The 26,449-nt window shown below is 34.4% G+C and carries 19 protein-coding genes; 13 read left to right on the plus strand and 6 right to left on the minus strand.

Annotated features, from left to right (window positions below; translation table 11 throughout):
• The first annotated feature begins 5 nt into the window (after window positions 1-5).
• The 7 genes from J2Y38_RS03130 to J2Y38_RS03160 all read left to right on the plus strand — a co-directional run bounded on the left by J2Y38_RS03130 (window position 6) and on the right by J2Y38_RS03160 (window position 8,909).
• Window positions 6-1,397, plus strand: coding sequence for an MFS transporter (locus J2Y38_RS03130; RefSeq protein WP_309839469.1), 1,392 nt, complete (start codon window positions 6-8; stop codon window positions 1,395-1,397).
• Window positions 1,398-1,422: 25 nt separating this feature from the next.
• On the plus strand, window positions 1,423-2,613 hold the full coding sequence (locus tag J2Y38_RS03135; protein ID WP_309839471.1) for a glycosidase: 1,191 nt from the start codon (window positions 1,423-1,425) through the stop codon (window positions 2,611-2,613).
• Between the two features lie 5 nt (window positions 2,614-2,618).
• Complete coding sequence (locus J2Y38_RS03140) at window positions 2,619-3,809, plus strand: AGE family epimerase/isomerase (protein ID WP_309839473.1); 1,191 nt, start codon at window positions 2,619-2,621, stop codon at window positions 3,807-3,809.
• 223 nt (window positions 3,810-4,032) lie between these two features.
• Window positions 4,033-4,587 carry a hypothetical protein gene (locus J2Y38_RS03145; RefSeq protein ID WP_309839476.1) on the plus strand — a complete coding sequence of 185 codons (555 nt, stop codon included), beginning with the start codon at window positions 4,033-4,035 and terminating at the stop codon, window positions 4,585-4,587.
• Window positions 4,588-4,590: 3 nt separating this feature from the next.
• Entirely contained in the window at window positions 4,591-5,826 is a 1,236-nt protein-coding gene (locus J2Y38_RS03150; RefSeq protein ID WP_309839478.1) for a glycosyl hydrolase, read from the plus strand.
• Window positions 5,827-5,942: 116 nt separating this feature from the next.
• Complete coding sequence (locus J2Y38_RS03155; protein WP_309839480.1) at window positions 5,943-7,229, plus strand: cellulase family glycosylhydrolase; 1,287 nt, start codon at window positions 5,943-5,945, stop codon at window positions 7,227-7,229.
• Between the two features lie 120 nt (window positions 7,230-7,349).
• Window positions 7,350-8,909 carry a glycosyl hydrolase family 28 protein gene (locus tag J2Y38_RS03160; RefSeq protein ID WP_309839482.1) on the plus strand — a complete coding sequence of 520 codons (1,560 nt, stop codon included), beginning with the start codon at window positions 7,350-7,352 and terminating at the stop codon, window positions 8,907-8,909.
• A 72-nt stretch (window positions 8,910-8,981) separates the two neighbouring features.
• On the opposite strand, the gene J2Y38_RS03165 is transcribed toward J2Y38_RS03160, so the two are convergent.
• The 4 genes from J2Y38_RS03165 to J2Y38_RS03180 all read right to left on the minus strand — a co-directional run bounded on the left by J2Y38_RS03165 (window position 8,982) and on the right by J2Y38_RS03180 (window position 15,221).
• Window positions 8,982-9,938, minus strand: coding sequence for an aldo/keto reductase (locus tag J2Y38_RS03165; RefSeq protein ID WP_309839484.1), 957 nt, complete (start codon window positions 9,936-9,938; stop codon window positions 8,982-8,984).
• Window positions 9,939-10,254: 316 nt separating this feature from the next.
• A complete protein-coding gene (gene bglX, locus J2Y38_RS03170) occupies window positions 10,255-12,552 on the minus strand; it encodes a beta-glucosidase BglX (protein ID WP_309839485.1) in 2,298 nt (765 codons plus the stop codon).
• Window positions 12,553-12,757: 205 nt separating this feature from the next.
• Window positions 12,758-14,140, minus strand: a complete 1,383-nt coding sequence (locus J2Y38_RS03175; protein ID WP_309839487.1) for a sialate O-acetylesterase — start codon at window positions 14,138-14,140, stop codon at window positions 12,758-12,760.
• Window positions 14,130-15,221: a GDSL-type esterase/lipase family protein gene (locus tag J2Y38_RS03180; RefSeq protein WP_309839489.1), complete on the minus strand. Its 1,092-nt coding sequence runs from the start codon at window positions 15,219-15,221 to the stop codon at window positions 14,130-14,132. The genes J2Y38_RS03175 and J2Y38_RS03180 overlap by 11 nt, the downstream gene beginning before the upstream one ends.
• Before the next feature lie 194 nt (window positions 15,222-15,415).
• On the opposite strand from J2Y38_RS03180, the gene J2Y38_RS03185 reads away from it, so the two are divergent.
• The gene (locus J2Y38_RS03185) at window positions 15,416-15,916 is read left to right on the plus strand and encodes a C40 family peptidase (RefSeq protein WP_309839491.1); all 501 of its coding nucleotides are present in this window, start codon (window positions 15,416-15,418) and stop codon (window positions 15,914-15,916) included.
• 58 nt (window positions 15,917-15,974) lie between these two features.
• On the opposite strand, the gene J2Y38_RS03190 is transcribed toward J2Y38_RS03185, so the two are convergent.
• Window positions 15,975-16,388 carry a DUF1573 domain-containing protein gene (locus tag J2Y38_RS03190; protein ID WP_053473824.1) on the minus strand — a complete coding sequence of 138 codons (414 nt, stop codon included), beginning with the start codon at window positions 16,386-16,388 and terminating at the stop codon, window positions 15,975-15,977.
• Between the two features lie 163 nt (window positions 16,389-16,551).
• On the opposite strand from J2Y38_RS03190, the gene J2Y38_RS03195 reads away from it, so the two are divergent.
• The 4 genes from J2Y38_RS03195 (at window position 16,552) to J2Y38_RS03210 (ending at window position 19,995) form a co-directional block, all read left to right on the plus strand.
• Entirely contained in the window at window positions 16,552-17,817 is a 1,266-nt protein-coding gene (locus J2Y38_RS03195; RefSeq protein WP_309839493.1) for a HAMP domain-containing sensor histidine kinase, read from the plus strand.
• Entirely contained in the window at window positions 17,814-18,500 is a 687-nt protein-coding gene (locus tag J2Y38_RS03200) for a response regulator transcription factor (RefSeq protein ID WP_309839494.1), read from the plus strand. The genes J2Y38_RS03195 and J2Y38_RS03200 overlap by 4 nt, the downstream gene beginning before the upstream one ends.
• Before the next feature lie 107 nt (window positions 18,501-18,607).
• Window positions 18,608-19,372 carry an MBL fold metallo-hydrolase gene (locus J2Y38_RS03205; RefSeq protein WP_309839496.1) on the plus strand — a complete coding sequence of 255 codons (765 nt, stop codon included), beginning with the start codon at window positions 18,608-18,610 and terminating at the stop codon, window positions 19,370-19,372.
• A 98-nt stretch (window positions 19,373-19,470) separates the two neighbouring features.
• Window positions 19,471-19,995, plus strand: a complete 525-nt coding sequence (locus J2Y38_RS03210; protein WP_309839498.1) for a hypothetical protein — start codon at window positions 19,471-19,473, stop codon at window positions 19,993-19,995.
• A 13-nt stretch (window positions 19,996-20,008) separates the two neighbouring features.
• Here J2Y38_RS03210 and J2Y38_RS03215 read toward each other — a convergent pair whose 3' ends face one another.
• On the minus strand, window positions 20,009-22,225 hold the full coding sequence (locus J2Y38_RS03215) for a B12-binding domain-containing radical SAM protein (protein ID WP_309839500.1): 2,217 nt from the start codon (window positions 22,223-22,225) through the stop codon (window positions 20,009-20,011).
• 133 nt (window positions 22,226-22,358) lie between these two features.
• Here J2Y38_RS03215 and J2Y38_RS03220 point away from each other — a divergent pair, with 133 nt between their 5' ends.
• Window positions 22,359-26,390, plus strand: coding sequence for a T9SS type B sorting domain-containing protein (locus J2Y38_RS03220; protein WP_309839502.1), 4,032 nt, complete (start codon window positions 22,359-22,361; stop codon window positions 26,388-26,390).
• Window positions 26,391-26,449: the final 59 nt, after the last annotated feature.

The following is a 26,449-nucleotide window of genomic DNA, read 5'->3' on the forward strand; positions in this document are numbered from 1 at the left end:
GCCTAATGCACGACAAAATTAGTTTAAAAGAAAAAATCGGTTACGGACTTGGAGACGCCGCGTCATCTATGTTCTGGAAAATCTTTAGTATGTATCTTCTGTTTTTCTATACCGACGTTTTCGGATTGGCGCCTGCCGTTGTAGGAACCATGTTCTTGATTACCAGAATCTGGGATTCCTGCTTTGATCCAATTGTTGGAATCATTGCCGACAGAACAAAAACTAAATGGGGAAAATTCAGACCGTATCTTTTATGGGTTGCGATTCCTTTTGCCGTAATTGGAGTTTTAACTTTTTACACACCGGATTTTGACGAAAAAGGAAAAATAATTTACGCCTACGTAACCTATTCCTTAATGATGATGATTTATTCCTTAATCAACGTTCCATACGCATCACTTTTGGGCGTAATGTCATCTGACAGAAAAGACAGAAACACATTATCATCCTACAGAATGGTTTTTGCCTTTGGCGGAAGTCTTTTGGCACTTTGGTTAATTGAACCTCTTGTAAATTATTTCGGCGGAAGCCTAAATTCTAAAACGGGCTGGTTGGCAACAATTATTGTTTTTGGAGTAATTACAACAGCATTTTTCTGGGCTTGTTTTTTCTTTACAAAAGAAAGGGTAAAACCTATCGAAAATGAACAATCAAACCTAAAAGAAGATTTAAAAGATCTTCTAAAAAACAAACCTTGGTGGATTCTACTAGGAGCCGGAATCGGAACTTTAGTTTTCAATTCCATTAGAGACGGTGCGGCAGTTTACTATTTTAAATATTATGTAAGCAGTTCTGTAAATTTTGATTTCTCGCTTTTTGGAACCGATTTTCATATGACGCCAACATCCATTTATTTGGTTTTGGGACAAGCTGCCAATATCATCGGCGTAATTATCGCCACTCCTATCGCCAACAAAATTGGAAAAAAGAACACCTTTTTTGGTGCAATGGCAATCGCCTCAATTTTAAGTTTAGCGTTCTATTTCTTCGGAAAAGAAGACGTTCTCCTAATTATGAGTTTTCAGGTTTTAATCAGTATTTGTGCAGGCTGCATTTTCCCATTAATCTGGTCAATGTATGCCGACAGCGCCGATTACTCAGAATGGAAACAAGGCCGCAGAGCAACCGGATTGGTTTTCTCTGCTTCATCAATGTCACAAAAATTTGGATGGACCATTGGCGGTGCCGGAGCCGGATGGCTTTTAGGTTATTATGGTTTCCAAGCCAATGTAGAACAAACTGCCGTAACCCAAAACGGAATTCAATTAATGTTAAGTATACTACCTGCAATCGCAGCCGCAATATCAGTCGCTTTTATATTATTCTATCCTTTATCTGAAGAAAAACTGCAAACGATAGAACAAGATTTAAACGAAAAAAGAGACCAAACAAAATAAAAATAAATCAGATACCGAATCAAAAATGACAACAATAACCTCTTCGACTACTTTTCTGGATCGAAAAGCAGCATTAGAAAAAGAACATAAAGCACTAATCGAACGAAAAAATACTCCGGAAGAAAATGCTGGAAACGGGATTTATGAACGTTATAAAAATCCTGTTGTTACCGCATCTCACGTTCCGTTGAACTGGCGTTTTGATTTAAACGAAAAAACAAATCCGTTTTTACAGGAGCGAATTGGCGTAAATGCAGCTTTTAATGCCGGAGCAATGAAATGGAATGGAAAATATCTTTTGGCAGTTCGTGTTGAAGGAATTGACAGAAAATCTTTTTTTGCCATTGCCGAAAGTCCAAACGGAGTAGATAATTTCAAATTTTGGGATAAACCCTGTGTAATTCCACAAACCGAAGAACCAGACACAAACGTCTACGACATGCGTTTAATCAACCATGAAGACGGCTGGGTTTATGGTATTTTTTGTACCGAAAGAAAAGATCCAAAAGCACCAAAAAGTGATACAAGTTCGGCTGTAGCCAATGCAGGAATCGTACGTTCAAAAGATTTAGTAAATTGGGAAAGATTACCGGACTTAATTTCAAATACCGGACAGCAGCGAAATGTTGTTTTGCATCCGGAATTTGTAAATGGAAAATACGCCTTATACACACGTCCGCAAGATGGATTTATTGACGTAGGAAGCGGTGGCGGAATTGGTTTAGGATATGTTGACGACATGACAAATCCGGTTGTAAAAGAAGAAAAAATCATCTTCGGAAAACAATACCACACCATTTACGAATTAAAAAATGGTCTTGGCCCTGCCCCAATCAAAACAGAAAAAGGATGGTTACATCTTGCTCACGGCGTTCGTAATACCGCTGCAGGATTGCGCTATACGTTGTATATGTTCATGACCGATTTGAATGATATTTCGAAAGTAACGCACGTTCCGGCAGGACATTTTATGGGCCCAGAAGGAATTGAAAGAGTTGGCGATGTATCAAATGTTTTATTCTCAAACGGATGGATCGAAGATACCGACGGAACTGTTTACGTTTATTATGCATCATCAGATACAAGAATGCACGTTGCTGTTTCTTCTGTAGAAAAATTAGTTGATTATGTTATCAATACTCCCGCAGACACTTTTATTTCTGCAGGTTCAGTAGAAACTATCATCAATCAAATTGAAAAAAATAACGCAATTTAAGTATCGTGTGTACAACTGTAAAACAGCTAAAAACAGAACTAACAACAGAGCTCGATTCTATTTTAAATTATTGGATAAAACATACGCTTGATACTCAAAACGAAGGTTTTATAGGTCAGATTGATTTTAACGATCACCTAATTGCCAATGCAGAAAAAGGCGCTGTTTTGAATTCAAGAATTCTTTGGACTTTTTCATCAAGTTACCAAGTCACCAAAAAAGAAAATCATAAAAAGATTGCCGAAAGGGCTTTTGATTTTCTTTCAAAATATTTTTATGATGCTGAATTTGGTGGACTTTTTTGGAGCATTAATGTTGACAAAACACCAAAAGATACCAAAAATCAAATCTATGCCTTAGCATTTGCGATTTATGGTTTAACCGAATATTATGCTATTTCTAAAGATGAAAAAGCTTTAGAAATAGCCAAAAATTTATATTTCAAAATTCAGGAACACAGTTACGATCCTGTAAACAAAGGTTATCTCGAAGCTTTTACAAGAAATTGGCAGCCAATTGAAGATTTGCGTTTGAGCGATAAAGATGCCAACGAGAAAAAGACAATGAACACGCATTTGCATATTATTGAAGCCTATGCAAATTTGTATAAAGTATGGAAAGATGAAACGCTCCGAAAAAACAGCATCGAATTATTAGAAACAATTGAAAAGCATTTTATAAATACCGAAACCGGACATCTTCGTTTATTTTTTGATGAAAACTGGATCGAAAAACCGGACGTAATTTCATACGGACACGATATCGAAGCGGCTTGGCTTTTATTGCAATGTGCCGAGATTTTAGAAGAAGAAAATTTAGTTGGCAATTATAGAAAACACGCCGTTCAAATTGCCGAAGTTACCAAAGAAGGATTAGATTCTGACGGAGGTTTATGGTATGAATTTGATCCTGAAAAAAACGAATTAATTGCCGAAAAACATTGGTGGGTTCAGGCCGAAGCCTTAATTGGTTTTTACAACGCTTATCAATTAACCGGAAATGAAGATTATCTGGAAATCGTTTTTAAAAACTGGAAATTCATAAAAAAATATATTCTCGATCTTAAAAACAGCGAATGGTTTTGGGGAATTTACAAAGATTATTCTTTAATAGAAAAAGACAAAGCCGGATTCTGGAAATGCCCTTATCATAACAGCCGCGCTTGTATGGAGTTGATTCAGAGAATTAAAGATTAAAAACTTAAAATCGTTGAGTGAAATTAATTTAAACACATAGAAACATAGCTTCTCTTTGTCTTCAAAGGCGTTTCACTTGCATTAATACACATAGCCTATGTGTGAGAAACTAGTTTCTTTCTTTAATCTTTTTTAAGTTAAATATAAATCTATGTTTCTATGTGTTAAAACTTATTTTACAAATTAGACTAATAATCAACTAATTGCATTAAAAATATTGCTTATGAAAACACTCTTTCTTTTTAGTTTATTATTTCTAACTACAATAACAAACGCACAGGGAAACCTTGTCAAAAATCCCGGTTTCGAATATGAATTTATCAACTGGAACGGCAGCGACGCGGCTTATATAACTCCGTATGATAAAAAATCAGGAAAAAGCTGTGCGGCAATCAATCAGTTTGTTGGTGCCGAATGGAAAGCCGTTGATCAAACGATAAACATCCCGAAAAATATTTACGCTTTAGAATTCAGCATTTGGATTAAATCTGAAAGTATCGAAGAGCAAAAAGAAGCGTACAAAGCCGGTGCAGCAATTGCAGAGTTTACAACCTTAAGCGATAAAAAAATTATATCCGAAACTTTTGCCCAGGTAAAAGGAACAACCGAATGGACGAATTATAAAAAAACGGTAAAAATTCCAACCGACGCAAAAAAAGTCCGCATCATGCTTGCTCTCGCACAAACCAACGGCACCATTTATTTTGATGACGTAAAAGTTACCACTCTTTTAGAAGAAGAGTATTTAAAACAAAACGCTATAACTACCGAAAAATAAGAGATGAAAAAAACAATATTAAAAATAGCCTGCATAAGTCTATCGATTTTAGCATTTGCAAGCTGTTCTTCCGATAACGAAAAAGAAGACGAAACTATAATAATAGTAGATCCACCAACACAAAGCGATCCGTTAACAACGCAAAACGCACCAACTTACATGGTTGATGCAAACGCAACTAAAGAAACCACAGCTTTATTTTACAACTTAAAAAGACTCGCACAAACTAAAGTGGCCATTGGTCAGCAAGATGCTTTTAACGGCTTTTATCAGGATGCCGGAGGAGATTCTGACATCAAAAAAAATACAGGTTTTGATCCGGCTGTTTTAGGTTCAGATTTTATGTTTATTACCGATAAAAACAATAACAATCAGGCCGACAACTGGTTTTACCAGCAAGAAGTAAAAATTACAAACGATGTTAAAGCCGCTTACGCGAAAGGCATAATCAACACCTTCAGCTGGCATATAAGAGAACCTTTTAAAGACGAATCTTTCTATGCCGCCGATATGTCGGCACAAGAAAAAGCAACAGCTTTTAAAAGTATTTTACCGGGCGGAACCAATCACGAATGGTACAAGAAAAAATTAGACAAAGTAGCCAGCGTAGTTTTAAACTTAAAAGGTGCAAATGGCGAATTGATTCCGATAATTTTCAGGCCTTTTCATGAATTCGACGGAAGCTGGTTTTGGTGGGGCGCAAATTACTGCACCGCCGATGAATACAAACAAGCCTATCAATTTACCGTTGATTATTTGAAAAACACAAAAGGTGTTCATAACATTTTATATGCTTTTTCTCCTGATAATTCATATACAACAGAAAGCAGTTATTTAAGCCGATATCCAGGCGATAAATATGTCGATATTCTGGGAATGGACAATTACGGAGATTTCAATAATCAAGGTACAACAGGTTCCGGCAAAGCCAATGCCAAGCTGAAAATGATATCTGACATTGCTAAAACCAAAGTAAAAATCACCGCTTTAACCGAAACGGGTTATAGAGTTACAAGTTCAATTCCGCCAGTTACAAACTGGTTTTCAACTTATTTATATGATGCTTTAACAGCAAACGATATTCAGGTAAGTTATGTAATGTTTTGGAACAACAACAGCGACGGTTATTATGTTCCAAATGGTTCTGTTTCGAATGCCGCAGATTTTAAAACTTTTAGTACCAAAACAAAATCGGCATTATTGAATTCCCTACCAAAAATGTATGAAATGCCGAAATAACACAAAGCATGTCATTGCGAGGAACAAAGCAACCACACTAACAATAAGCACATTTGCTAATGAAATACGAGATGAGATTGCTTCGTACCTCGCAATGACTAAATAAAAAACAAACAATGAAAAACATATTTCTAAAAAACCTCAGCTTTGCTTTAATTTTCTCAGCAATCGCCTGTCAGGCGCAGGAAAAAATTACTGTAAAAGGAAACCAATTTTATAACGGTGATAAACCATACGCTTATATTGGAACCAATTATTGGTACGGAAGTTTACTGGCATCCAAAAAAGTAGGTGACCGAAAAAGACTTCTTCGTGAACTTGATTTACTGCAAAAAAACGGAATCGATAATCTAAGAATTTTAGTTGGCGGCGATGGCGGAAAATACGATTTTACTGTTCGTCCGGCTTTGCAATACGAGCAGGGAAAATACGATGAGGATTTATTAGACGGATTAGATTTCTTGATTAACGAAATGAGCAAACGTAAAATGTATGCCGTTTTGTATTTGACAAACAACTGGGAATGGTCTGGCGGAATGTCGCAATATTTAGAATGGAATGGAAAAGGGGCAATTCCGATTCCAGCGATTCCACCTAATACTTGGCCGCAATTTATGTCGTATACAGAACAATTTCATAGCTGCGAGCCTTGTATGAAAGGCTTAGAAAATCATGTAAAGTTTATTATTGAAAGAACAAATTCCTATTCTAAAAAGAAATATACCGAAGATAATACCATTATGGCGTGGCAGGTTGGAAATGAACCCCGAACTTTTACGCCAGAGAATGAAGCAAAATTCACAGTTTGGCTAAATAACATTGTCGATTTAATTGACAGCCTAGACAAAAACCACTTAATTTCGACTGGTTCTGAAGGTAAAAACAGTTCAAATGACAGCATGGAAATTTTTGAACGTACGCATCAGAATCCGAATATCGATTATTTGACGATGCATATTTGGCCAAAAAACTGGAATTGGTTTAAAGCAGACAATGCCGAAAAAACGCTTCCGACAACTTTAGAAAATGCCGGAAAATATATTGACGATCACATTAAAGTCGCAAACAATTTAAAACGTCCAATTATTATTGAAGAATTTGGTCTGCCAAGAGAAAACGAAAATTTAAATGCCGGATCTTCTGTTATAAATCGAGATATTTTCTACAATTATATTTTTAACCGAGTTGCAGAAAGTGTAAAAAATCATGGTCCATTACAAGCCGCAAATTTTTGGGGATTTGGTGGCGAAGGAAAGGCAATTACCAAAGACGGAAAATGGAATCCCGGCGATCCGTTAACGACAGATCCTCCGCAGGAACCACAAGGTTTGAATTCTGTTTTTTCTTCGGATAAATCGACTTTAGAAATTGTAAAAAAATACAATTTACAGTTGAAAAAATAAAATATTATTTCACCCCAATTTTCCGTAGAGACGCACAACAGTGCATGTTATGTGCAACGAATATACGCAACGTAAACTGGACGTAGACGTACTGCTGTGCGTCTCTACAAATCAAACCTCATGAAAAAACATATCTGCATATTATTCATTTTCTTTTCTATAATTGCAAACGCACAGACTTTTGACGTAACAAAATACGGTGCAATTGGCGACGGAAAAACAATAAATACCAAAGCACTTCAAAACACAATTGATGCTTGTTTTAAAAATGGCGGTGGAACTGTTTTTGTTCCAACTGGAATTTTCATGACGGGAACTTTAAACTTAAAAAGCAACGTAAATCTGCATTTAGAAAGCGGTGCAATACTAAAAGGAAGTGCAGATATTAATGATTATATTCCTGTAAACGGTGTTCATTACGGAATGTTTTTTACTGAAAATTCAGAGAACATAACTATTTCCGGAACGGGAACTATTGATGCAAACGGCGATACTTTTTTTGACACAACCAAAGCTAAAAAAATTGAATGGGGCGGCGTTACAGGCACTCGCCAAAAAGAAAACTTTAGAAAAGTAGTTGATGGCGGAATTGGCGACGGACCGATTGTTCCAAAAGAAAGACCTTATCAAACTATTATTTTCAGCAATTGCAAAAGAGTTACGATTAAAGATGTTTTCATTACACAATCGACTTTCTGGACTATTTTAATTGCCGACTGCGATAGCGTTCTCATTGACGGAATCAGACTTTGGACTAATATGCTTGCGCCAAATGCAGACGGAATTGACATTACTTCTGGAAAAAATATTACAATCAGCAATTGTGATGTCCGCGCTGGAGACGATGCTATTATTGTGGTTGGTTATGCGTCGCATTTTGAAGTTCCTGGTTTTAAAGATTTACGTCATTCATCAGAAAATATAAATATTGTAAACTGCAACCTTCAGTCGGCTTCGAGTGCAATTAGAATTGGTTATTTTGATCATAATTCAGTTCGAAATATTAATATTTCAAATTGTAATATTACCAATTCGACAAGAGGAATTGGAATTTTTCTGAGAGATCAGGGTTCTTTAGAAAACATAAATGTATCAAACGTAAATATTGAAACAAAACTCAGAACCGGAGATTGGTGGGGAAATGGAGAGCCCATTCATATTTCGGCAGTTCGAGGAAAAGTAAAAGTTGCGGGCACAGAAACAGAAAAATTAGGCGTTATAAAAAACGTGACTTTTACCAACGTAAACTGTAAAGCCGAAAACGGAATTTTAATTTATGGCTCTGAAGAAAGCCGGCCTCAAAACATCAATTTCAAAAACGTAACTTTCGAATTTATCGATAGTAAACTAAATGATGTTGCGGGTGGAAATATTGACCTTCGTGGCTGTCTGGACGAAAAACAACAGCTTTTTCAACATGACATTCCCGGAATTTACGGTCAATATGTTGACGGATTAACAATTGAAGATTTTAAATTAACCTGGACTGGAACCAGAATGCCTTATTTTACAAACGGAATCGAAATCAATAATTTTAATGATTTAAGAATTTCTAATTTTAAAGGAACGGGTTCGCCAATTAATAAAAATGCTGTTCCTGTTTTATTAGAAAACGGCAAAAAAACAACTTTAGGTTTAGACAAAAATCTTGTTGTGAAAATGGTAAAAGTGGTGAATTGATATTTTCTGAATGCAAACTGGGCGTAGACGCACTGCTGTGCGTCTCTACAATTTGCGTTGTGTGAAATATGTTTATGCTAATATTTTCTCAATCGAATTCAATTCATCATGTGTAAATTCGGTATTTTGAAGACAATCAATATTATTACACAATTGTTTTACAGAACTTGCACCAATTAAGACAGAAGTAATTCGTTTATCTTTTTGCAGCCATGCCAAAGCCAATTGCGCTAAAGACTGATTTCTATTTTGAGCAATTTCATTTAACTGGATTAATTTCTGAATACGTTCCTGCGTAACTTCATTTTCTTTCAAATGTCCATTTGGATTATGCGCTCTTGAATTTTCGGGAATTCCATTTAAATATTTATCTGTTAAAAGCCCTTGTGCCAAAGGTGAAAAGGCAATACAGCCCACTCCTTTTTCTTCTAAAACATCTAATAAACCATTTTCAACCCAACGCTCTAACATCGAATATTTTGCCTGATGAATTAAACACGGTGTTCCCAGTTGTTTTAAAACATCAACCGCAACACGAGTCTGCTCAGCCGAATAATTACTGATTCCAACATACAATGCTTTTCCGCTTCTGACAGCGTGATCCAGTGCCATCATAGTTTCTTCAATTGGCGTTTCTGGATCTGGGCGGTGCGAATAAAAAATATCGACATAATCAATGCTCATTCGCTTCAAACTCTGATCTAAACTGGACAATAGATATTTTCTGGAACCCCAGTCTCCGTAAGGGCCATTCCACATCGTATAACCTGCTTTTGTAGAAATCACGATTTCATCACGCAAATTTCCCTGAAAATTATGCCACAATATTTTTCCAAAATTTTCCTCGGCAGAACCGGGAACCGGACCGTAATTATTCGCTAAATCAAAATGGGTGATTCCTTTATCAAAAGCTTCTACGGCAATACTTTCGGCATTTTCAAAATTATCAACTGAACCGAAGTTATGCCATAATCCTAAGGAAATTTCCGGAAGTAATAAACCGCTTCTTCCACATCTGTTATATTTCATTGTTTTAGTTTAAAGGTTGGAGTTTTAATAGAATTTAAAGTTAGAAAAATAATGCTTTTGTTTTGCCACAAAGACACTAAGACGCAAAGATTTTTTTTACATAGCCCTAGCTTTAGCTGGGGGAATAAGATTGGAAGTTACAAAGGGCTTTAACCAAACTTTGTAGGTTTGGCTAAAGCCCTTTTGATTGCGTTAATATTTTTCATCCAGCTAAAGCTGGACGCTATTAATCTTAAATTTAAAAAAAAACTTTGCGGCTCTGCGACTTTGCGAGATTAAAAAACCTTGTGCCTTAGTGCCTTTGTGGCAAAAACGTCTACTCTTTTATCTCAAAACCATCTTGTAAACCTTTATCAGAACTTCCTCCAACCATAATTTTAAAAGTTCCCGGTTCAACTAAATAATTTCCTTCATTATCATAAAAACCAAGTTCCTTATCAGTTAAAGTAAAAGTTACGGTTTTAGTTTCGCCTTTTTTCAGGTTTACCAATTCAAAACCTTTTAATTCTTTTATCGGGCGAACGATACTTGCGTATTCATCATGGATATATAACTGAACTACTTCTTTTCCATCGTAATTCCCAGTGTTTGTAACCTCAACACTTACTTGTACATTTTCTCCTTTTGCAAAAGCAGTTTTATTCAATTTCAGGTTTTTATATTCGAAAGTCGTATAACTCAATCCAAAACCAAACGGAAATTGCGGTGTTTTCTCCACATCCATATAATGTGACCAGAAAACATTCTTATCGCTGTCTGTTGGTCTTCCTGTGCTGTATTTGTTATAATAAATTGGCACCTGACCTACATTTCTTGGAAACGACATTGGCAGTTTTCCACTCGGATTATAATCTCCGTATAAAACCTGCGCAACTGCATTTCCGGTTTGCGTTCCTAATTGCCACGCTTCCACAATTGCCGGAACGTTTTCTGCAGCCCACGGAATACTCAACGGACGTCCGTTATTTAAAACCAAAACCACATTTGGATTTACTTTATAGATTTCTTCTAATAATTCCTGCTGCAAACCCGGCAAATTCAAATCAGTTCTGCTTCTTCCCTCGCCGCTTTGAAATCCGTATTCTCCTAAAACCATTACTACAACATCGGCACTTTTTGCTGCTATTTTTGCTGCTTCAAATCCGCTTTTATCTGTTGTGTTGAAAACCGTTTCAGTTAAGAAAGTTGCTTTTTGTTTTAATAAATCAGCTCCCTTTTCAAAAACCAATTGATTGTCTTTGTATTGCTGCATTCCTTCTAAAACCGAAACCGCTGTGTTATCATCAGCAGCAATTCTCCAGCTTCCCAGCGGACTATTTTTATCATTTGCCAAAGCTCCAATCAAAGCAATTTTTTTTCCTGATTTTTTTAATGGCAATAAATTCTTTTCGTTCTTTAATAATACGATCGATTTTTTCGCCATATCCAAAACGCCGTCATTATTGATCTTACTTCCAACAACAGCCTTTTCACGTTTTTCATCACAATATCTGTACGGATCATCAAATAGTCCTAATTCGAATTTTACACGAAGAATTCTACGAACGGCATCATCAACCAAAGATTCTTTAACTTTTCCAGACTTAACCAAATCCACCAATTTTGCAACATACAAATACGATTCCATATCCATATCAGAACCCGCAATTACCGCTTTAGCAGTTGCATCAGCTTCGTCTTTTGCGTAACCGTGCGCAATCATTTCGCGAATCGAAGCATAATCAGAAATCACAAATCCGTCAAACTTCCATTTTCCTTTTAAAATATCTCTTTGTAAAAAAGCATTTCCGGTTGCCGGAACGCCATTTAAAGTGTTGAATGAATTCATAAACGTACGAACTCCGGCTTCTACAGTTGCTTCAAAAGGAGGCAAAACCGAGTTATATAATTTAGAATTACTGATATCCACAATATTATATTCTAAACCTGCTTCAACATAACCGTAAGCGGCAAAGTGTTTTGCACAGGCTGCAATTGTATTTACTTTGGCTAAATCAGCAACTGTTTCTCCCTGAAAACCTTTTACTCTCGCATAACCGACTTTGCTTCCTAAATATGGATCTTCCCCTGCACCTTCCATCACACGTCCCCAGCGCGCATCATTTGCCACATCTACGTTTGGTCCAAAAGTCCAGTTAATCCCAGATGCCGAAGCTTCATCTGCCGCAATTGCCGCCGATTTTTTAATCGCTTCTAAATCCCAACTTGCTGCTTCTGCCAACGGAATTGGACTTAACGTTTTATAACCATGTATTACGTCAAAACCTATAATTAACGGAATTCCTAATCGTGTTTCTTCAACCGCAATTTTCTGCACGGCACGAACTTCTTTTACGCCACGCACCGTCAACATTGATCCGACTAATCCTTTTCTTAAATGTTCGTATTTTAATTCGGCAGTTCCGCCTTTTGGAGCCGGTCCCGTAACATCCCAAAAACCATTATATTGGTTCATCTGCCCCACTTTCTCCTCCAATGTCATCAAAGGTAAAAGCAAATCAATTCTTTGCTCAATAGTTTTGTTTTTATCCAAATACGGCTTTTTTTGTGCATTCATATTTCCAACAGTAAACAGGGACAAAACCCCAAAAATTATTATTTTTTTATTTTTCATATGTGGTTTAGTTTTTTCAAGGTGCTATCCCGATAGCTATCGGGACTGAGATACTAAGATTCTAAGTTTTTTTTTCAAACTTTGCGGGGCTTCAACTTCGCTCAGCCTGACAAAAGCGAGCAAAACATCTGCGCAAATCAGTTGAATCAGTAAAATCCGTGGGCAATCCCGATTGCTATCGGGACTAAAATCTACAATCTAAACTCTAAAGCTCTGTCGTAAAACAAGAAGCGGGCAGATTTGCTTTATTAAACAAATCAGACTGTGTGGTATTTCCCCATGCAAATCTCACTTTTGCTGGGTTTGTTACTTTTTTACTTGTCAAAATCACTTGATTATTTTTTATTGAAGCTTCTGCAGAAACAAAATTTCCATCGGCTCCAGCTATTTCAAATTGATTCGAAATTTTGTTTTTAAAATACAATCCGTCAGCATAATCAAAAGAAACTGTGACTTTGTTTTTATCGATTTTAATTTCTTTGAAAAGCGGACCGTTTACCAAATTTGAATTTGTTTTGTAAACTTCTGCCAAAGCTAAATTTGCTAAACGAATTCCAACTGATTTTTTATTCTTTGGATGAATATCAATTGTATCTGAAATGTCTGAAGTTAAAACCATTCCTGTTTTCGGAACTTCTTTTAAAATTTTTCTTTGAGAATTTCTAACCGTAACATTCGAGAAATTATTTGTTCCGGTTTTATACGGTGCTATCTGAACGAAATAAAAAGGAAATTCGTCATTCCAGTTTTTTCTCCACGAAGTAATTAAAGCCGAAAGTGTTTTATCGTAAACTAAAGAACCCACATTTGATTCTCCCTGATACCAAATTGTTCCCGCAATTTTAAATCCAACAATTGGTGCAATCATAGCGTTGTAAGCACGTCCGGGTTGGTGCGGGCCATATTCCTGTTCGTATAGTTTTTTGGCATTTTCTAATAAAACAGGATCATTTTGAATCACTTCTTCCGGCATCCAGATTTCGGCTGGAGTTCCGCCCCAGTTCGATGAAATTAATCCGATTGGTACATTTTTTAAATCTTCACGTAAGCGTTTAGCAAAAAAATAACCAACAGCACTGAAATATTTCATTGTTTCAGGAGTCGATTCAACCCAATTTCCTAATACATTATTCTGCGGAGTTATTGCCGTTGATTTTGAAACGGTAAAAAATCGAATATTAGGATTCGTGGCATTTTTAACTTCTTCATCGCCGTTATCGATTCCCCAGCTTGCAGACATTTCCATGTTGGATTGCCCGGAACAAATCCAGACTTCTCCAATTAAAATATTTTTCAGTACAATTTCATTATATCCTTTTATAGAAATAGTATAAGGTCCTCCGGCTTCAGGAGTTTTGATTATAATCTCCCATTTTGCCTGATTATTTGTAACGACTTTATATTCCTGATTATTCCAGCTCGAAACTAATTTGATTTCTTCTTTTGGATTTGCCCAGCCCCAGATTTTAACTTCTGAATTTCGCTGTAAAACCATATTATCTCCAAAAATATTCGGGAGCGTAACATTTGCTGTTATGCTATTTGCAATCATAAAAAAGAAAATAAGCTTAAGTATATTATTTTTCATTTAGCAGCTTTTTTAAAAATGGAGCATATTCCTCTGCCAAAACTTTATGATCTTCAACATCCGGATGTCCTGAACAGCCTTTTGGTGTCATTGGTTTGAATTTGAAAATCTGAATTGTTTTGTGCTGTTTATCTTCCGCGAAAGCGTTTTTTACTTTATTCAGACAATCTTCAAAAACAACGGCTCTTTCTCCGCCAACCATCGGACTGTTTGTAATTACGATTTGTACATTTGGATTATGTTCGTACAACATTTTTATAAAGTTGATGTAATTCGAAACATATTTTTCGGGATTAAAAGGCAGACGTTCTTTTTTTCCATCTCCTCCAGAAAAATCATTTGTTCCTAAAGCGATACTTATAATATCTGGCTGAAAAGCAAAATCATATTTTGGTTTTGATGGATCTTTTGTCAAATATAAATTCTGATAAATATCCGGCATTATGGCTTCGTCTTTATTTTCGTCATTCCAGTTTCTGTAAATTCCAATTCCTGAAACGCAGCTCATTAAATAATCTATACCAATTTCTCTCGAAAGTCTTGGTCCGTAAGCATAATAACCGTTATGATGATCCATATATTCGCCTTTATCACACGGAATATCCGACGGATCGCTGGCCGCTCCGCAAGTAATTGAATCGCCTATAAATTCTATTTTCTTTTTCTTTTTAGATGAAATCGAAGTCAGTTTTGCCGTTGTTCCGGCAAACAAAATATTGCCGCTTTGAGCTTCGGTATTTTTATAGATTTCTAAATGATGCTCTTTTTTATTGGAAGTAACTTTTATTGGAAATGATTGAACGGCTCCTTTTTCGATTCTGATTTTTCCAATGTATTTTCCATCTAAAACCAACTGAACATAATTATGATGTTCATAAGCATCAACGCTTTGAAGCGAAATTGAACATTCATTTCCTGTAAAATTAAAAGATACAGAAGATGCAGTTCCTATTAAGATTACTTGATCGTTTTGAAGTTTATCAACTCTTCCGGCATAAAGAAAAGTATTTTGGTTTTGAGATGTCGAAACAAGTGAAATCAGCAAAAACAGAATTAAAAGTGCGTTTTTTTTTAGAAACATAATTTATTTGTTAAAATATAAATACGATTCACAAATATATTTGAAACTTAATAAACATAAAGATACTAAAACATCAAAAAGTAATAAAAAAACACCACGTAAACACATCATTTAATTGCTAATTCTTACAATCTATACTGTATTTTGAAAAATAACGTTCTATCTTAGCAATTAAACTTTTTCTTACTTAAAAAATGAAATCCTACTTTTTAATCTTCCTACTTTCTGTTGTTTTATTTTCTTCTTTTACTACAAAAGAGAAAAATAAAAATATCATTCGAAAAGAGCAATCAGCAATAGATCGCGATTCTATAATAGTTTTTGCTAAAAAATATTTGGGAACGCCTTATTTATATGCGAGCAGTAATCCACAAAAGGGGTTTGACTGTTCTGGTTTTGTGAGTTATGTTTTTGGGAATTTTGGCATGACTTTGCCGAGAAGTTCCAGCGGTTATAAAAATTTAGGAACGGCGCTAAAACCTGAAGATTTTAAAGTTGGAGATATTTTGGTTTTTTACGGTTATAAAGACAAAACCGTAATTGGTCATCTTGGTATAATTTGCGAAGCTGACGGAATGCATTCTAAGTTTATTCACGCTTCATCTGGAAAAGCGCAGCAGGTTACGATTACAGCTCTTGATACAGAACATTATACGAACCGTTTTTATAAATGTATTGATGTAATTTCTAAATAAAAAAAGCTCCAGATATGTAATGTCTCTGGAGCTTCCACTTTATAACTAACCTTTATTTTTAAATAACCGTTCCTTTTAACGTAAGTATTTTTGGAGCAGTTTCAGCACTTGTCGTTACAGTAACTGTTTTTGTGAAAGCACCTTTGTTTGCTGCATTGTAAGTTGCTGTTACTTTTGCAGATTTACCAGGTAAAATTGGTTCTTTTGTATAGTCTGTTGCTGTACAACCGCATGAACCTTGAACTTGTGTAATTACAACGGCAGTTTTTCCTGTGTTTTTAAATTCATAAACGATTGCTTTTGGAGTTCCTTGTGGAATTTCTCCAACATCGATTGTTTCAGCTTTCCAAACAATTGCAGAAGCTGTTTCAGTAATTTTTGTTTCAGCTGTTAAAGATTTTACCGGAGCAATTGCTGAAAAAGACATTAGGCTTAAAGCCAAAACCAGCATAGAAATTTTGATAATTTTCATAGTTAAATATATTAATGGTTTATAGTTCGATTTTTACATTACAAAGATATTTCAGACAAAAAGAAATCGCTGTTAAGCGGTTTCAAATGTTTGTTAATGACTTGTTAATCGCTGTTTTTAACTATATTTTTGATTAATATTACACTCTCAAAAGTCTGTTTTCTTGAAAATTAATAAACTCAATAGTATTATCGTTCTGGGATTGGTCGCCATAATTAGTATTTTGGTGGCGCAATTGCTTTGGACAAAAGAGGCTTTTACTATAGAGCAGAAAAAGCTGAGTCAAAAAGCCCATATTGCTCTTCTTGAAGTAGCCAAAAAATTGTATGAAGGAACGAGTCACGAACTTCCGGCGCAAAGTCCTGTACAGAAAATTTCAAATGATTATTATATTGTAAATGTCGATAATGAATTTGAACCTGATATTTTAGAATTTTATCTAAAAACAGAATTCAAAAAGATGAACATTACGACAGATTTTGAATATGCGATGTACAATTGCCAGAGTGATGAAATGATTTATGGCGATTATATTTCTTTATCGAAAAAAAAATCGGAATGTAAAAAGACGGTTTATTTCCCGAAGCATAAAAATTTAGTCTACTATTTTGCGGTTCGTTTCCCAAATGAAACGACTTATTTATTTAGTTCGATGCGCTTTTGGTTTGTGCTTTCGATTATGCTGATTTTGATTTTATTGATTTACGTTTATTCGATTTTTACGCTTTTGCAGCAAAAAAAATATTCTGAATTGCAGCGTGATTTTATCAATAATATGACGCATGAATTTAAAACACCTTTGTCTTCTATTTTAATTGCTTCGAAATACTTAAGTGAACAAAATCCTATTAAGGACGATAAAAAACTGCATACTTATACGGAGATTATTATTAATCAAAGCAATAAACTGAATCATCATATTGAGAAGATTTTAAATATCGCCAAATCAGATTATGCGCCTTTGGAATTAAAAAAAGAACCTGTTTTAATTGTTCCGATTATTGAAGAAGCGATTGAAAATATTCAGTTAAAATACCCTGAAGCGATTATTACTATTGAAAGTCCTTCTCAGGAATATTTATTAGAAACAGATGTTTTTCATTTTGGAAATCTGATTTATAATCTTTTAGATAATGCGGTAAAATACTGCAATAAAAAGCCTGAAATTACGATTAGAATTTATGAGGATAATTCCATTTTAAAATTAGAGTTTGTCGATAACGGAATTGGAATTTCTACTAAAAAATTATCTTATATATTTGATAAATTTTACCGTATTCAAAACGAAAAGAGTAATGAAGTAAATGGTTTTGGACTTGGATTATATTACGTAAAAGAAATCTGCAGTTTACAAAACTGGAAAATAAAAGCTGAAAACAATACTGAAAACGGAGTTACTATAACTTTGTCTATTCCTTATAAAAAATGAAAAATTTCAAGATACTTTATACCGAAGATGATGAAACGCTGGCATTTTTGACCAAAGATAATTTGGAACAAAACAATTATGAAGTCGTTCATTGTACGAATGGAAAATCTGGTTTGGAAACTTTCAAAGATGAAGATTTTGACATTTGTATTTTTGATATTATGATGCCAAAAATGGACGGTTTTGAACTGGCTGAAGAAGTTCGAAAAATGGATACTGATGTTCCAATTATTTTTCTTTCGGCTAAAACTTTAAAAGAAGACCGTATAAAAGGACTTCGTCTTGGTGCCGATGATTATTTGGTAAAGCCTTTCAGCATTGAGGAATTAATCTTGAAAATTGAAGTTTTCCTGAAACGTTCCCAAAAGAATAATAAAGTCGAAAAATCGGTTTATGAAATTGGTAAATATCAATTTGATACCAAAAATTTTATTCTTTTTAATGATGAAGAAAAAGTTGGCCTTACGCAACGTGAAGCCGAATTGCTAAAATTGTTTCTTGACAATAAAAATTTAGTTTTAAAAAGAGAACAGATTTTAACCGCACTTTGGGGAACTGATGATTATTTTATGGGAAGAAGCCTTGATGTTTTTATTTCGCGCCTGCGTAAAATTTTATCAAACGAAAAAGGTATTTCGATTGAAAACCTACACGGAATTGGTTTTAGGTTTTCTATAGTGTAATTGTAAAGTGTATTCTTTCAAATAATCACAATTCTGTTAAAAATAAAGAATAATCTGTAAATAGATTTTGAAAAATCTTTGTATTTTTAAGTTCTAATTTTCCAGATATGAAAATACATCATTTGCGAAATGCCACATTGGTTATTGAGACAGAAAAGCATGTTATTCTTGTAGATCCGATGTTAGGAAAGAGAAAAACAATTGCTCCTTTTACTATTTTTCGTTACAATCCAAAACGCAATCCTCTAGTGGCTCTGCCTAAAAACAGCAGGGAAATTTTGAGCAATGTTACGCATTGTTTAATTACGCATTTACACCCGGATCATATTGATAAAGCCGGAGAAGTATTTTTAAGACGAAAAAGCGTTCCTGTAATTTGCAGTGCTAAAGATGAAAAGGCTCTTTTACAAAGAGGTCTTAATATTGTACAGACTTTAAATTATTGGGAACCTCAGCCTTTTTTAGATGGTAGAATTATTGGAATTCCTGCGCTTCATGGTTACGGATGGGTTGCAAAATTGATGGGAAATGTAATGGGATTTTACATTGAACTTGCAAACGAAAAATCGGTTTATATAAGTTCTGATACTATTTTTACAGATGATGTTCAAAAAGCCTTAATCGAACTCAAACCCGATATCGCAACGGTTGCCTGCGGAACTGCCAGACTAGATATTGGACAGCCTTTATTGATGCGAATGAATGATATTTTGAAATTTACAGCTCTTGCTCCCGGAAAAGTTTTTGCCAATCATCTTGAAGCTCTAAATCACTGCCCAACAACTCGTGAGGAATTAAGAAAAGCGTTGACTGAGAATAATCTATTGTCTAAAGTTGCTATTCCTAGTGACGGAACTAGCGTAGATTATTGATTCTAAATGCATTCTGTTTTTACTGAAAAATAGTTTCGTTTTGCTATTTTCTGTTTCAGTATTATACTATATTTGGCTCTTAATCCAACCAAAAACAGATGAATAATTTTTTAAAAAAAATAAACTTAATTAAAAATATTACAATACAATTACCGGTTTCAAAAATAGATTTTATTCAAAAATTTAGAAACAATGTTGATGAATCTGATTTGGGTTATGTTCCTTTTGAAATTTTTCTATCCAGTAGAAATGAATACAAAGGCAATATTGAAAATAATTCATTTGAGTTGAAAAAGAGAAAAAAATTATTTGACATGAATCATTCTTTTGCCAAAGTAAATGGAAATTTAATTCAGGAAAATGATAAATTGACTATTGATGTTGAAATTATAGGCTTCAGAAAAAGAATGATTATCTTTTTTGGATTTATAATTTTCTTCTATCTCATATCTATTGCAGGAATGATATCTGTAGGTGATAATGTGACTTTTATTTTTTTACCTTTTCTATTTATACATATGTCAATTATGTTAGGCATTCCTTACTTTATAATTAGAAGAAGTGTAAACAGAATGGCTTATGATTTAGAAAGAGATTTTCACTATTGGGTAACAAAAAACTAGTTCAATTTTTTTATTATAAAACTAACAATCCAAACTCTCGCAAAGTATTGATTGGTTTTGAATACCAAAATAATTCGAAATCTTCTAATGAAGTTTCGAAATCATTTTTGACTTCCTGAAAAGTATAATTTTTAGTATTCGAAATTGAAATTCTTGTCAAAATATCAATTAACCAATCGCCTTCTTCTTTACTGGTTTGAATGGTAAAACTTTCTTTTTTATCATGAAAAGTTAGCGACATCATTTCCCAGCTTCTTCCTTTTTTTGATTTGGTGAAGATTTCTGCCGAAGGCTTTCCGCCTAGCCAAACTACTTTTGCATTTGGTTTTGTATTGAAATCGTTTTGTTCTTCTAGCGCATTAAAAATAAAATCGGGATGAATTTTTGTTTTCGGAATTTTGAAATCGAACCAATCTTGCAGTTCGTAATCAAAACAAATTCCGTGCATAAAATTGAAAAGAGATTTCTTTAATCCGAAGCTAAATTTATCGTGATTGATTCCTGTTGAATCTGTGTATTCAATATCGTTGTTTGCAAAAGTCCCAATAACTTCTGTCTTTTTAGTCACACCAAATTGCTCCGGATATAACCCAACCGGACTATGCGCCGTCAACGCAAACTGATGCCAAAATCCTGATTGCAAAACTCCTGCTTCAAATAACTGACGTACCATTTCAAGACTATCAATGGTTTCCTGAATGGTTTGCGTAGGATATCCGTACATTAAATACGCATGAACCATAATTCCAGCTTCGGTAAAATTGCGAGTTACTTTTGCAACTTGTTCTACCGTTACACCTTTGTCAATTAATTTCAATAATCTATCCGAAGCCACTTCTAAACCGCCTGAAACAGCAATACAGCCAGAAGCTTTTAACAATAAACATAAATCTTTAGAAAAGCTTTTTTCGAATCGAATGTTTGTCCACCACGTTACAGCAAGTTTTCGTTTTAAAATTTCGAGTGCCAAAGCTCGCATTAAAGCGGGCGGTGCAGCTTCATCTACAAAGTGAAATCCGTTTTGACCCGTTTGCAGAATCAATTCTTCCATTCGGTCGCAAAGCAGACTTGCTGCAACAGGTTCGTAAACTTTTATATAATCTAGTGAAATATCGCAGAAAGTACATTTTCCCCAATAGCAGCCATGTGCCATTGTGAGTTTATTCCAACGTCCGTCACTCCACATTCGATGCATCGGATTTACGATTTCGATAACCGAAATGTATTTATCCAAAGGTAAATCTGAGTAATCGGGCGTTCCTACATAGGCTTGTTTATAATCGTGTTTTAAGGAATTATTTTTGTAGACAACTTCTCCATTTTCTAACAAAAATGTTCTTTTGAAACGCTTCTCGTCCCTCGACTCCGATCGGGATGACAAATTTTCAACAAGTTCTTCTATCGGAACTTCTCCATCATCTAAAGTGATAAAATCAAAAAACTCAAAAACTCGTTTATCCGAAAGTGAACGAAGTTCTGTATTTGGGAAACCACCACCCATTGAAATTTTAATTTCGGGATGATTTTGCTTTACCCATTGTGCAGATCGAAACGCACTGTATAAATTTCCCGGAAATGGAACTGAAATTAAAAACAATGTAGGTTTTACAGCTTCTATCTTTTCTTTTAAAATTGAAATTAAAATTGAATCAATATAAGTTGGTCCTTGCTGTAAAGCGTTGTATAATTCATCAAAAGAATTGGCACTTCGGCCTAAACGCTCGGCATATCGGCTAAAGCCAAAATTTTCGTCGACACATTCTACAATATAATCCGAAATATCTTCAAGATATAAAGTAGCCAAATGTTTTGCCTTATCCTGAGTTCCCATTGTTCCAAAGGCCCAATCAAGTTCTTCTAACTGTGCAAAACGAGAAGCCTCAGGCAGAAAATCTTCCTGACAAATCTGCAATGCTAATGTTGGATTTTTCCCTTGTAAAAACTGAATCACAGGATCAATTGTTTTGATATATTCATCCTGCAAAGCAAAAATACGTTTAGAGTTGTCTGAGATTTCAGAACCTGAAACTTCAAACTTAAAACCTGAAACCTGAAACAAATCAGAAAGTCCTTTCTTCGAAAACAATTCTAAAATCACATCAATACCCAAATCTGCCTGAACTGATTCTATATTTTTTGTATTGAGAAAACCTTTTATATACGCCGTTGCCGGATACGGAGTATTCAGTTGGGTAAATGGCGGTGTAATTACAAAAAGTTTCGTTTTCAAAAGAATTTATTTTTTTGCAAAAATACGGGATATTTGGAGACTTTTTAGGAAAAGATTTTAAGTATGCGAAGTTTGATTTTTTAATTTCGGTTTGTAGATATTTAATTACATTTGCGACAGTCAAATTAATCAGATGAAGCATAAATTACTTTTCGTTTTCTTTATAATAACTATTCAATTATTTTCTCAAAATAAAAATCAATCTATTGGTTTTAAAGAGAACAAAGGTCAGATTATTGACCAAAAAGGAAAACCAAATACTGCTGTTAAATATTTACTGAACACTAACGGGCTGAATGTCCAACTAAGAAAAAATGGATTTTCATATGACGTTTATGAAGTAAAAAAAACGCCAGTAGAACATCATCCCCGCAATCCCAGAGAAGAGCAATCCCATTTTCATTATAATCAGGAAAAAGATAAAGAAGACTTCAAATTAGAATACACTTTCCACAGAATTGATATTGACTTTGTAAATTCAAACTCAAAAATTGAATTAATTGCAGAACAAAAATCAACTGATTTTGATAACTATTATAATGTTCCAAATAAACCCGAAGGAATTACCAGCGTTTATCAATACAAACAAATTACTTATAAAAATATTTACCCAAATATTGATGTAGTTTTTACAATTCCAAACGACCCTAAAAAAACAGTTGAATATAATTTTGTGATTCATCCAAAGGGAAAAATCTCTGACATTCAATTAAGATTTAATGGTGCCGAAACTGATTTGGTTGATAATAAAATCCAGATGAATGTTCGCTTTGGAAAAATGGAGGAAACACTTCCTGCGAGCTGGATTGAAGATGGAGCGAGTAAAAAGGAAATTGAGGTTGGATATACTAAAATCAAGGAGGATATTTATGGGTTTTCTTCTTCTGATAAGGTAAGTGGAAAAACTATTGTGATTGATCCGGTACCGACAAGACTTTGGGGAACATTTTATGGGGATGACGAAAATTATGGTAGTAATGAATTTGGAGGAAGTACAACTGATTTATTAGGTAATAATTACTTAGTAGGATCAACTTCAGTTCCTAATTCTTCATATGCTACATCGGGTGCACATCAAACTACAATTGGAAACCCTCAAAGCATGGCTCCAGATGGAATAATTGTAAAATTTTCTTCTAGTGGACTTAGACTATGGAGTTCTTATTATGGAGGAGAAGGATATGATCGAATAAAAGCTGTAAGAACAGATTCTCAAAATAATGTTGTCATTGTAGGCCAAACAAATAGTACAACCAAAATTAGCACATTAGGTTCATACCAAACTTCATTTAGTGGATATGATGATGCTTTTTTGGTAAAATTTAACTCTTCAGGTGTTAGACTTTGGGGTACATATTATGGAGGAAGAGATGAGGACGGAGCTTATGGCGTTGATATTGATAAAAATGATAATATTTTTATGGTGGGATATTTTTCAATAAATCACTCAACAAATATTTTTGATACCCCAATAGGAGATGGTTTCATAACCAAATTTAACCCTAATGGAACTATAGTTTGGAATAAATTATATGGGGGGAAAGGTACAGATGAATTTAGATCGGTTAAAGTTGGAGAAAACTTTATTGCAGTTGGTGGACTTTCATACAGTACAGATAATATTTCTACACCGGGAGTATTTCAAGAAAATCTTTATTACACGAATAATCTATCTAACGATGGCATAGTATTTAAATTAAATTTAAATGGAGATCGAATATGGAGTACCTATTATGGAGGGGAATCTGGAGAAAAAATTCATGCAATCGAAATTGATGACGAGAACAATATATATGTAGGTGGAGAAACTACTAGTTCTAATAATATTGCCTCACCAAGTTCTTTTGATGATTATAATTCATATTCTTGGACAGGTTTTCTTGCAAAATTGGATCAAAACGGGCAAAGATTATGGGGAACCTATTTAGGCTATGATACAATAATCTACTCTCTTGCTTTTACAAATAATTCAATCTATGTTGGTGGTAATGGAGGAATTGATAATTCAATAACAACTTTATGTGCATATAAACGAACTGGTATGGCTGGTGGGTACATTGGAAAATTCTCTAAATTAGGAAGCTTAATATGGGGAAGCTACACTGGAGGATTTGACCAATACTCTCAAACAGAAATAACTGTTAAAAATAAAGAAATAGTAGTTGGTGGAACATCATCGATGAATGATGGAATAGCTGACTTAAATTCATATCAGCCTGAAATTTTAGGTCGTAAAAATTTCTTTCTAATGAAGTTTTCAGAAGAAAACAATTGTAATATTAATGCGAACCCAAGCAGTAATTCTCCTGTTTGTATAGGGGGTACATTAAATCTTAATGCTGATTCAGGATATCATTATGCATGGACAGGACCTAATGGTTTTACAAGTAATTTACAAAACCCAACGATCAATAACGTATCAAATGCAAATAAAGGGACTTACAAATTAGTAGCAAGCGATGATTGTGGCTGTCAAAAGAATTATGATATTGAAGTAGTAATTGGAGATATTCTGGCACCAGTTCCGGACATTACCAATCTGCCAACAATAAATGGTGATTGTCATACCACAATAAATACAATTCCAACCGCTACAGATGCCTGTGCAGGACAAATTACAGGAACAACTACAAATCCATTATCTTATAGTTTACCGGGAACTTATACAATTGTATGGAATTATGACGACGGAAACGGAAATTCATCAAAACAAAATCAAACTGTTACAATTACAGGTCAGCCATTGCCAGTTGCAAATTCTCCACAAACTTTTTGTGTTGACAAAAATGCTACAGTAAACGATATTCAAATTACCGGACAAAATATAAAATGGTACAGTAATCTAACCGGAGGAACACTCGTGCCTACAACAACTGTAGCTCAGGATAAAGCAACATATTATGCTTCACAAACCATAAATGGCTGCGAAAGTGAAAGAGTTCCTGTTACAATTAATATTCAGGTTACTTTTCCTCCAATAGGAAATGCAAATCAACCATTTTGTTCAGGACAAAATCCAACTATTGCAGATATTCAGGTTACGGGAACTTCAATAAAATGGTATGACTCGTTAAACAATGGTTCTTTATTATCACAAACTACAAATCTTGTTAATGGACAAACTTATTATGCTTCACAAACAGAAAATAGCTGTGAAAGTCAAAGATTTGGAATTACTGTTTCAATAGTAAATACGCCTTCTGCACCAATATTAAATGGAAATACAGAATTTTGCAAGAAAGAAAATGCAAAATTATCCGACATCCAAATGTCTGGACAAAATATAAAATGGTACGATACTAATTTCTCTGCTACCAGTTTACCTACTACTACTTTATTAGAAGATAACAGAACATACTATGCTTCACAAACAATTGGATGTGAAGGTGACAGAACCCCTGTTTTGGTTCGGGTTTATAATACTCCGCTGCCAACCGGAAATAATAGCCATCTATTTTGTATTGATGAAATCGCAACAATTGAGAATCTTAATATAACCGGAACAGCTGTTAAATGGTATGATGCAGCAACAAATGGAAATATTTTGCCAGAAACAACTTTACTGCAAAGCGGCATTTATTATGCAACACAAACATTGAATAACTGCGAAAGTGAAAGATTTGCTGTTACTGTAAAAATACAAGACACTCAAATTCCAATTGCAGATTCGCCACAAACATTTTGCATACAAAAAAATGCATCAATTAATGACATTGATATTACTGGACAAAATATAAAATGGTTTGAAAGTATTTCTGCAAATAGTACTTTATCCGAATCAACACTGCTTGAAAACGGACACACTTATTATGCTTCGCAAACAATCAGTACTTGTGAAAGTGACAGAATTCCTGTTGTGATAAATATTTTGGGAGCCACAACCGCAGAATGTATCAATTTTGTTGATGATTTGCCTTTTCCAAAATTCTTTACGCCAAATAATGACAACTTCAATGATCACTGGACGATTGATTCAGCTTATTTAGCTCCAAACACAGCAATTAGAATATTTGATCGTTATGGAAAATTAATAAAAGAATTAGCCCCAAATACTTCTTGGGATGGAACTTATCTTGGTCATCAAGAACCAGCTTCAGATTATTGGTTTACTGTTACAAGATTAAACGGAACAGAATTTAGAGGGCATTTTAGTTTAAAAAGATAATTAATAAAAAAGGCGCAGTTTTATGTAACTCGCGCCTTTTTTTATTTCAAAAAATTTAG

It is taken from the genome of Flavobacterium sp. 2755, from assembly GCF_031455715.1.
In the GTDB taxonomy this organism is placed as follows: Bacteria; Bacteroidota; Bacteroidia; order Flavobacteriales; family Flavobacteriaceae; genus Flavobacterium.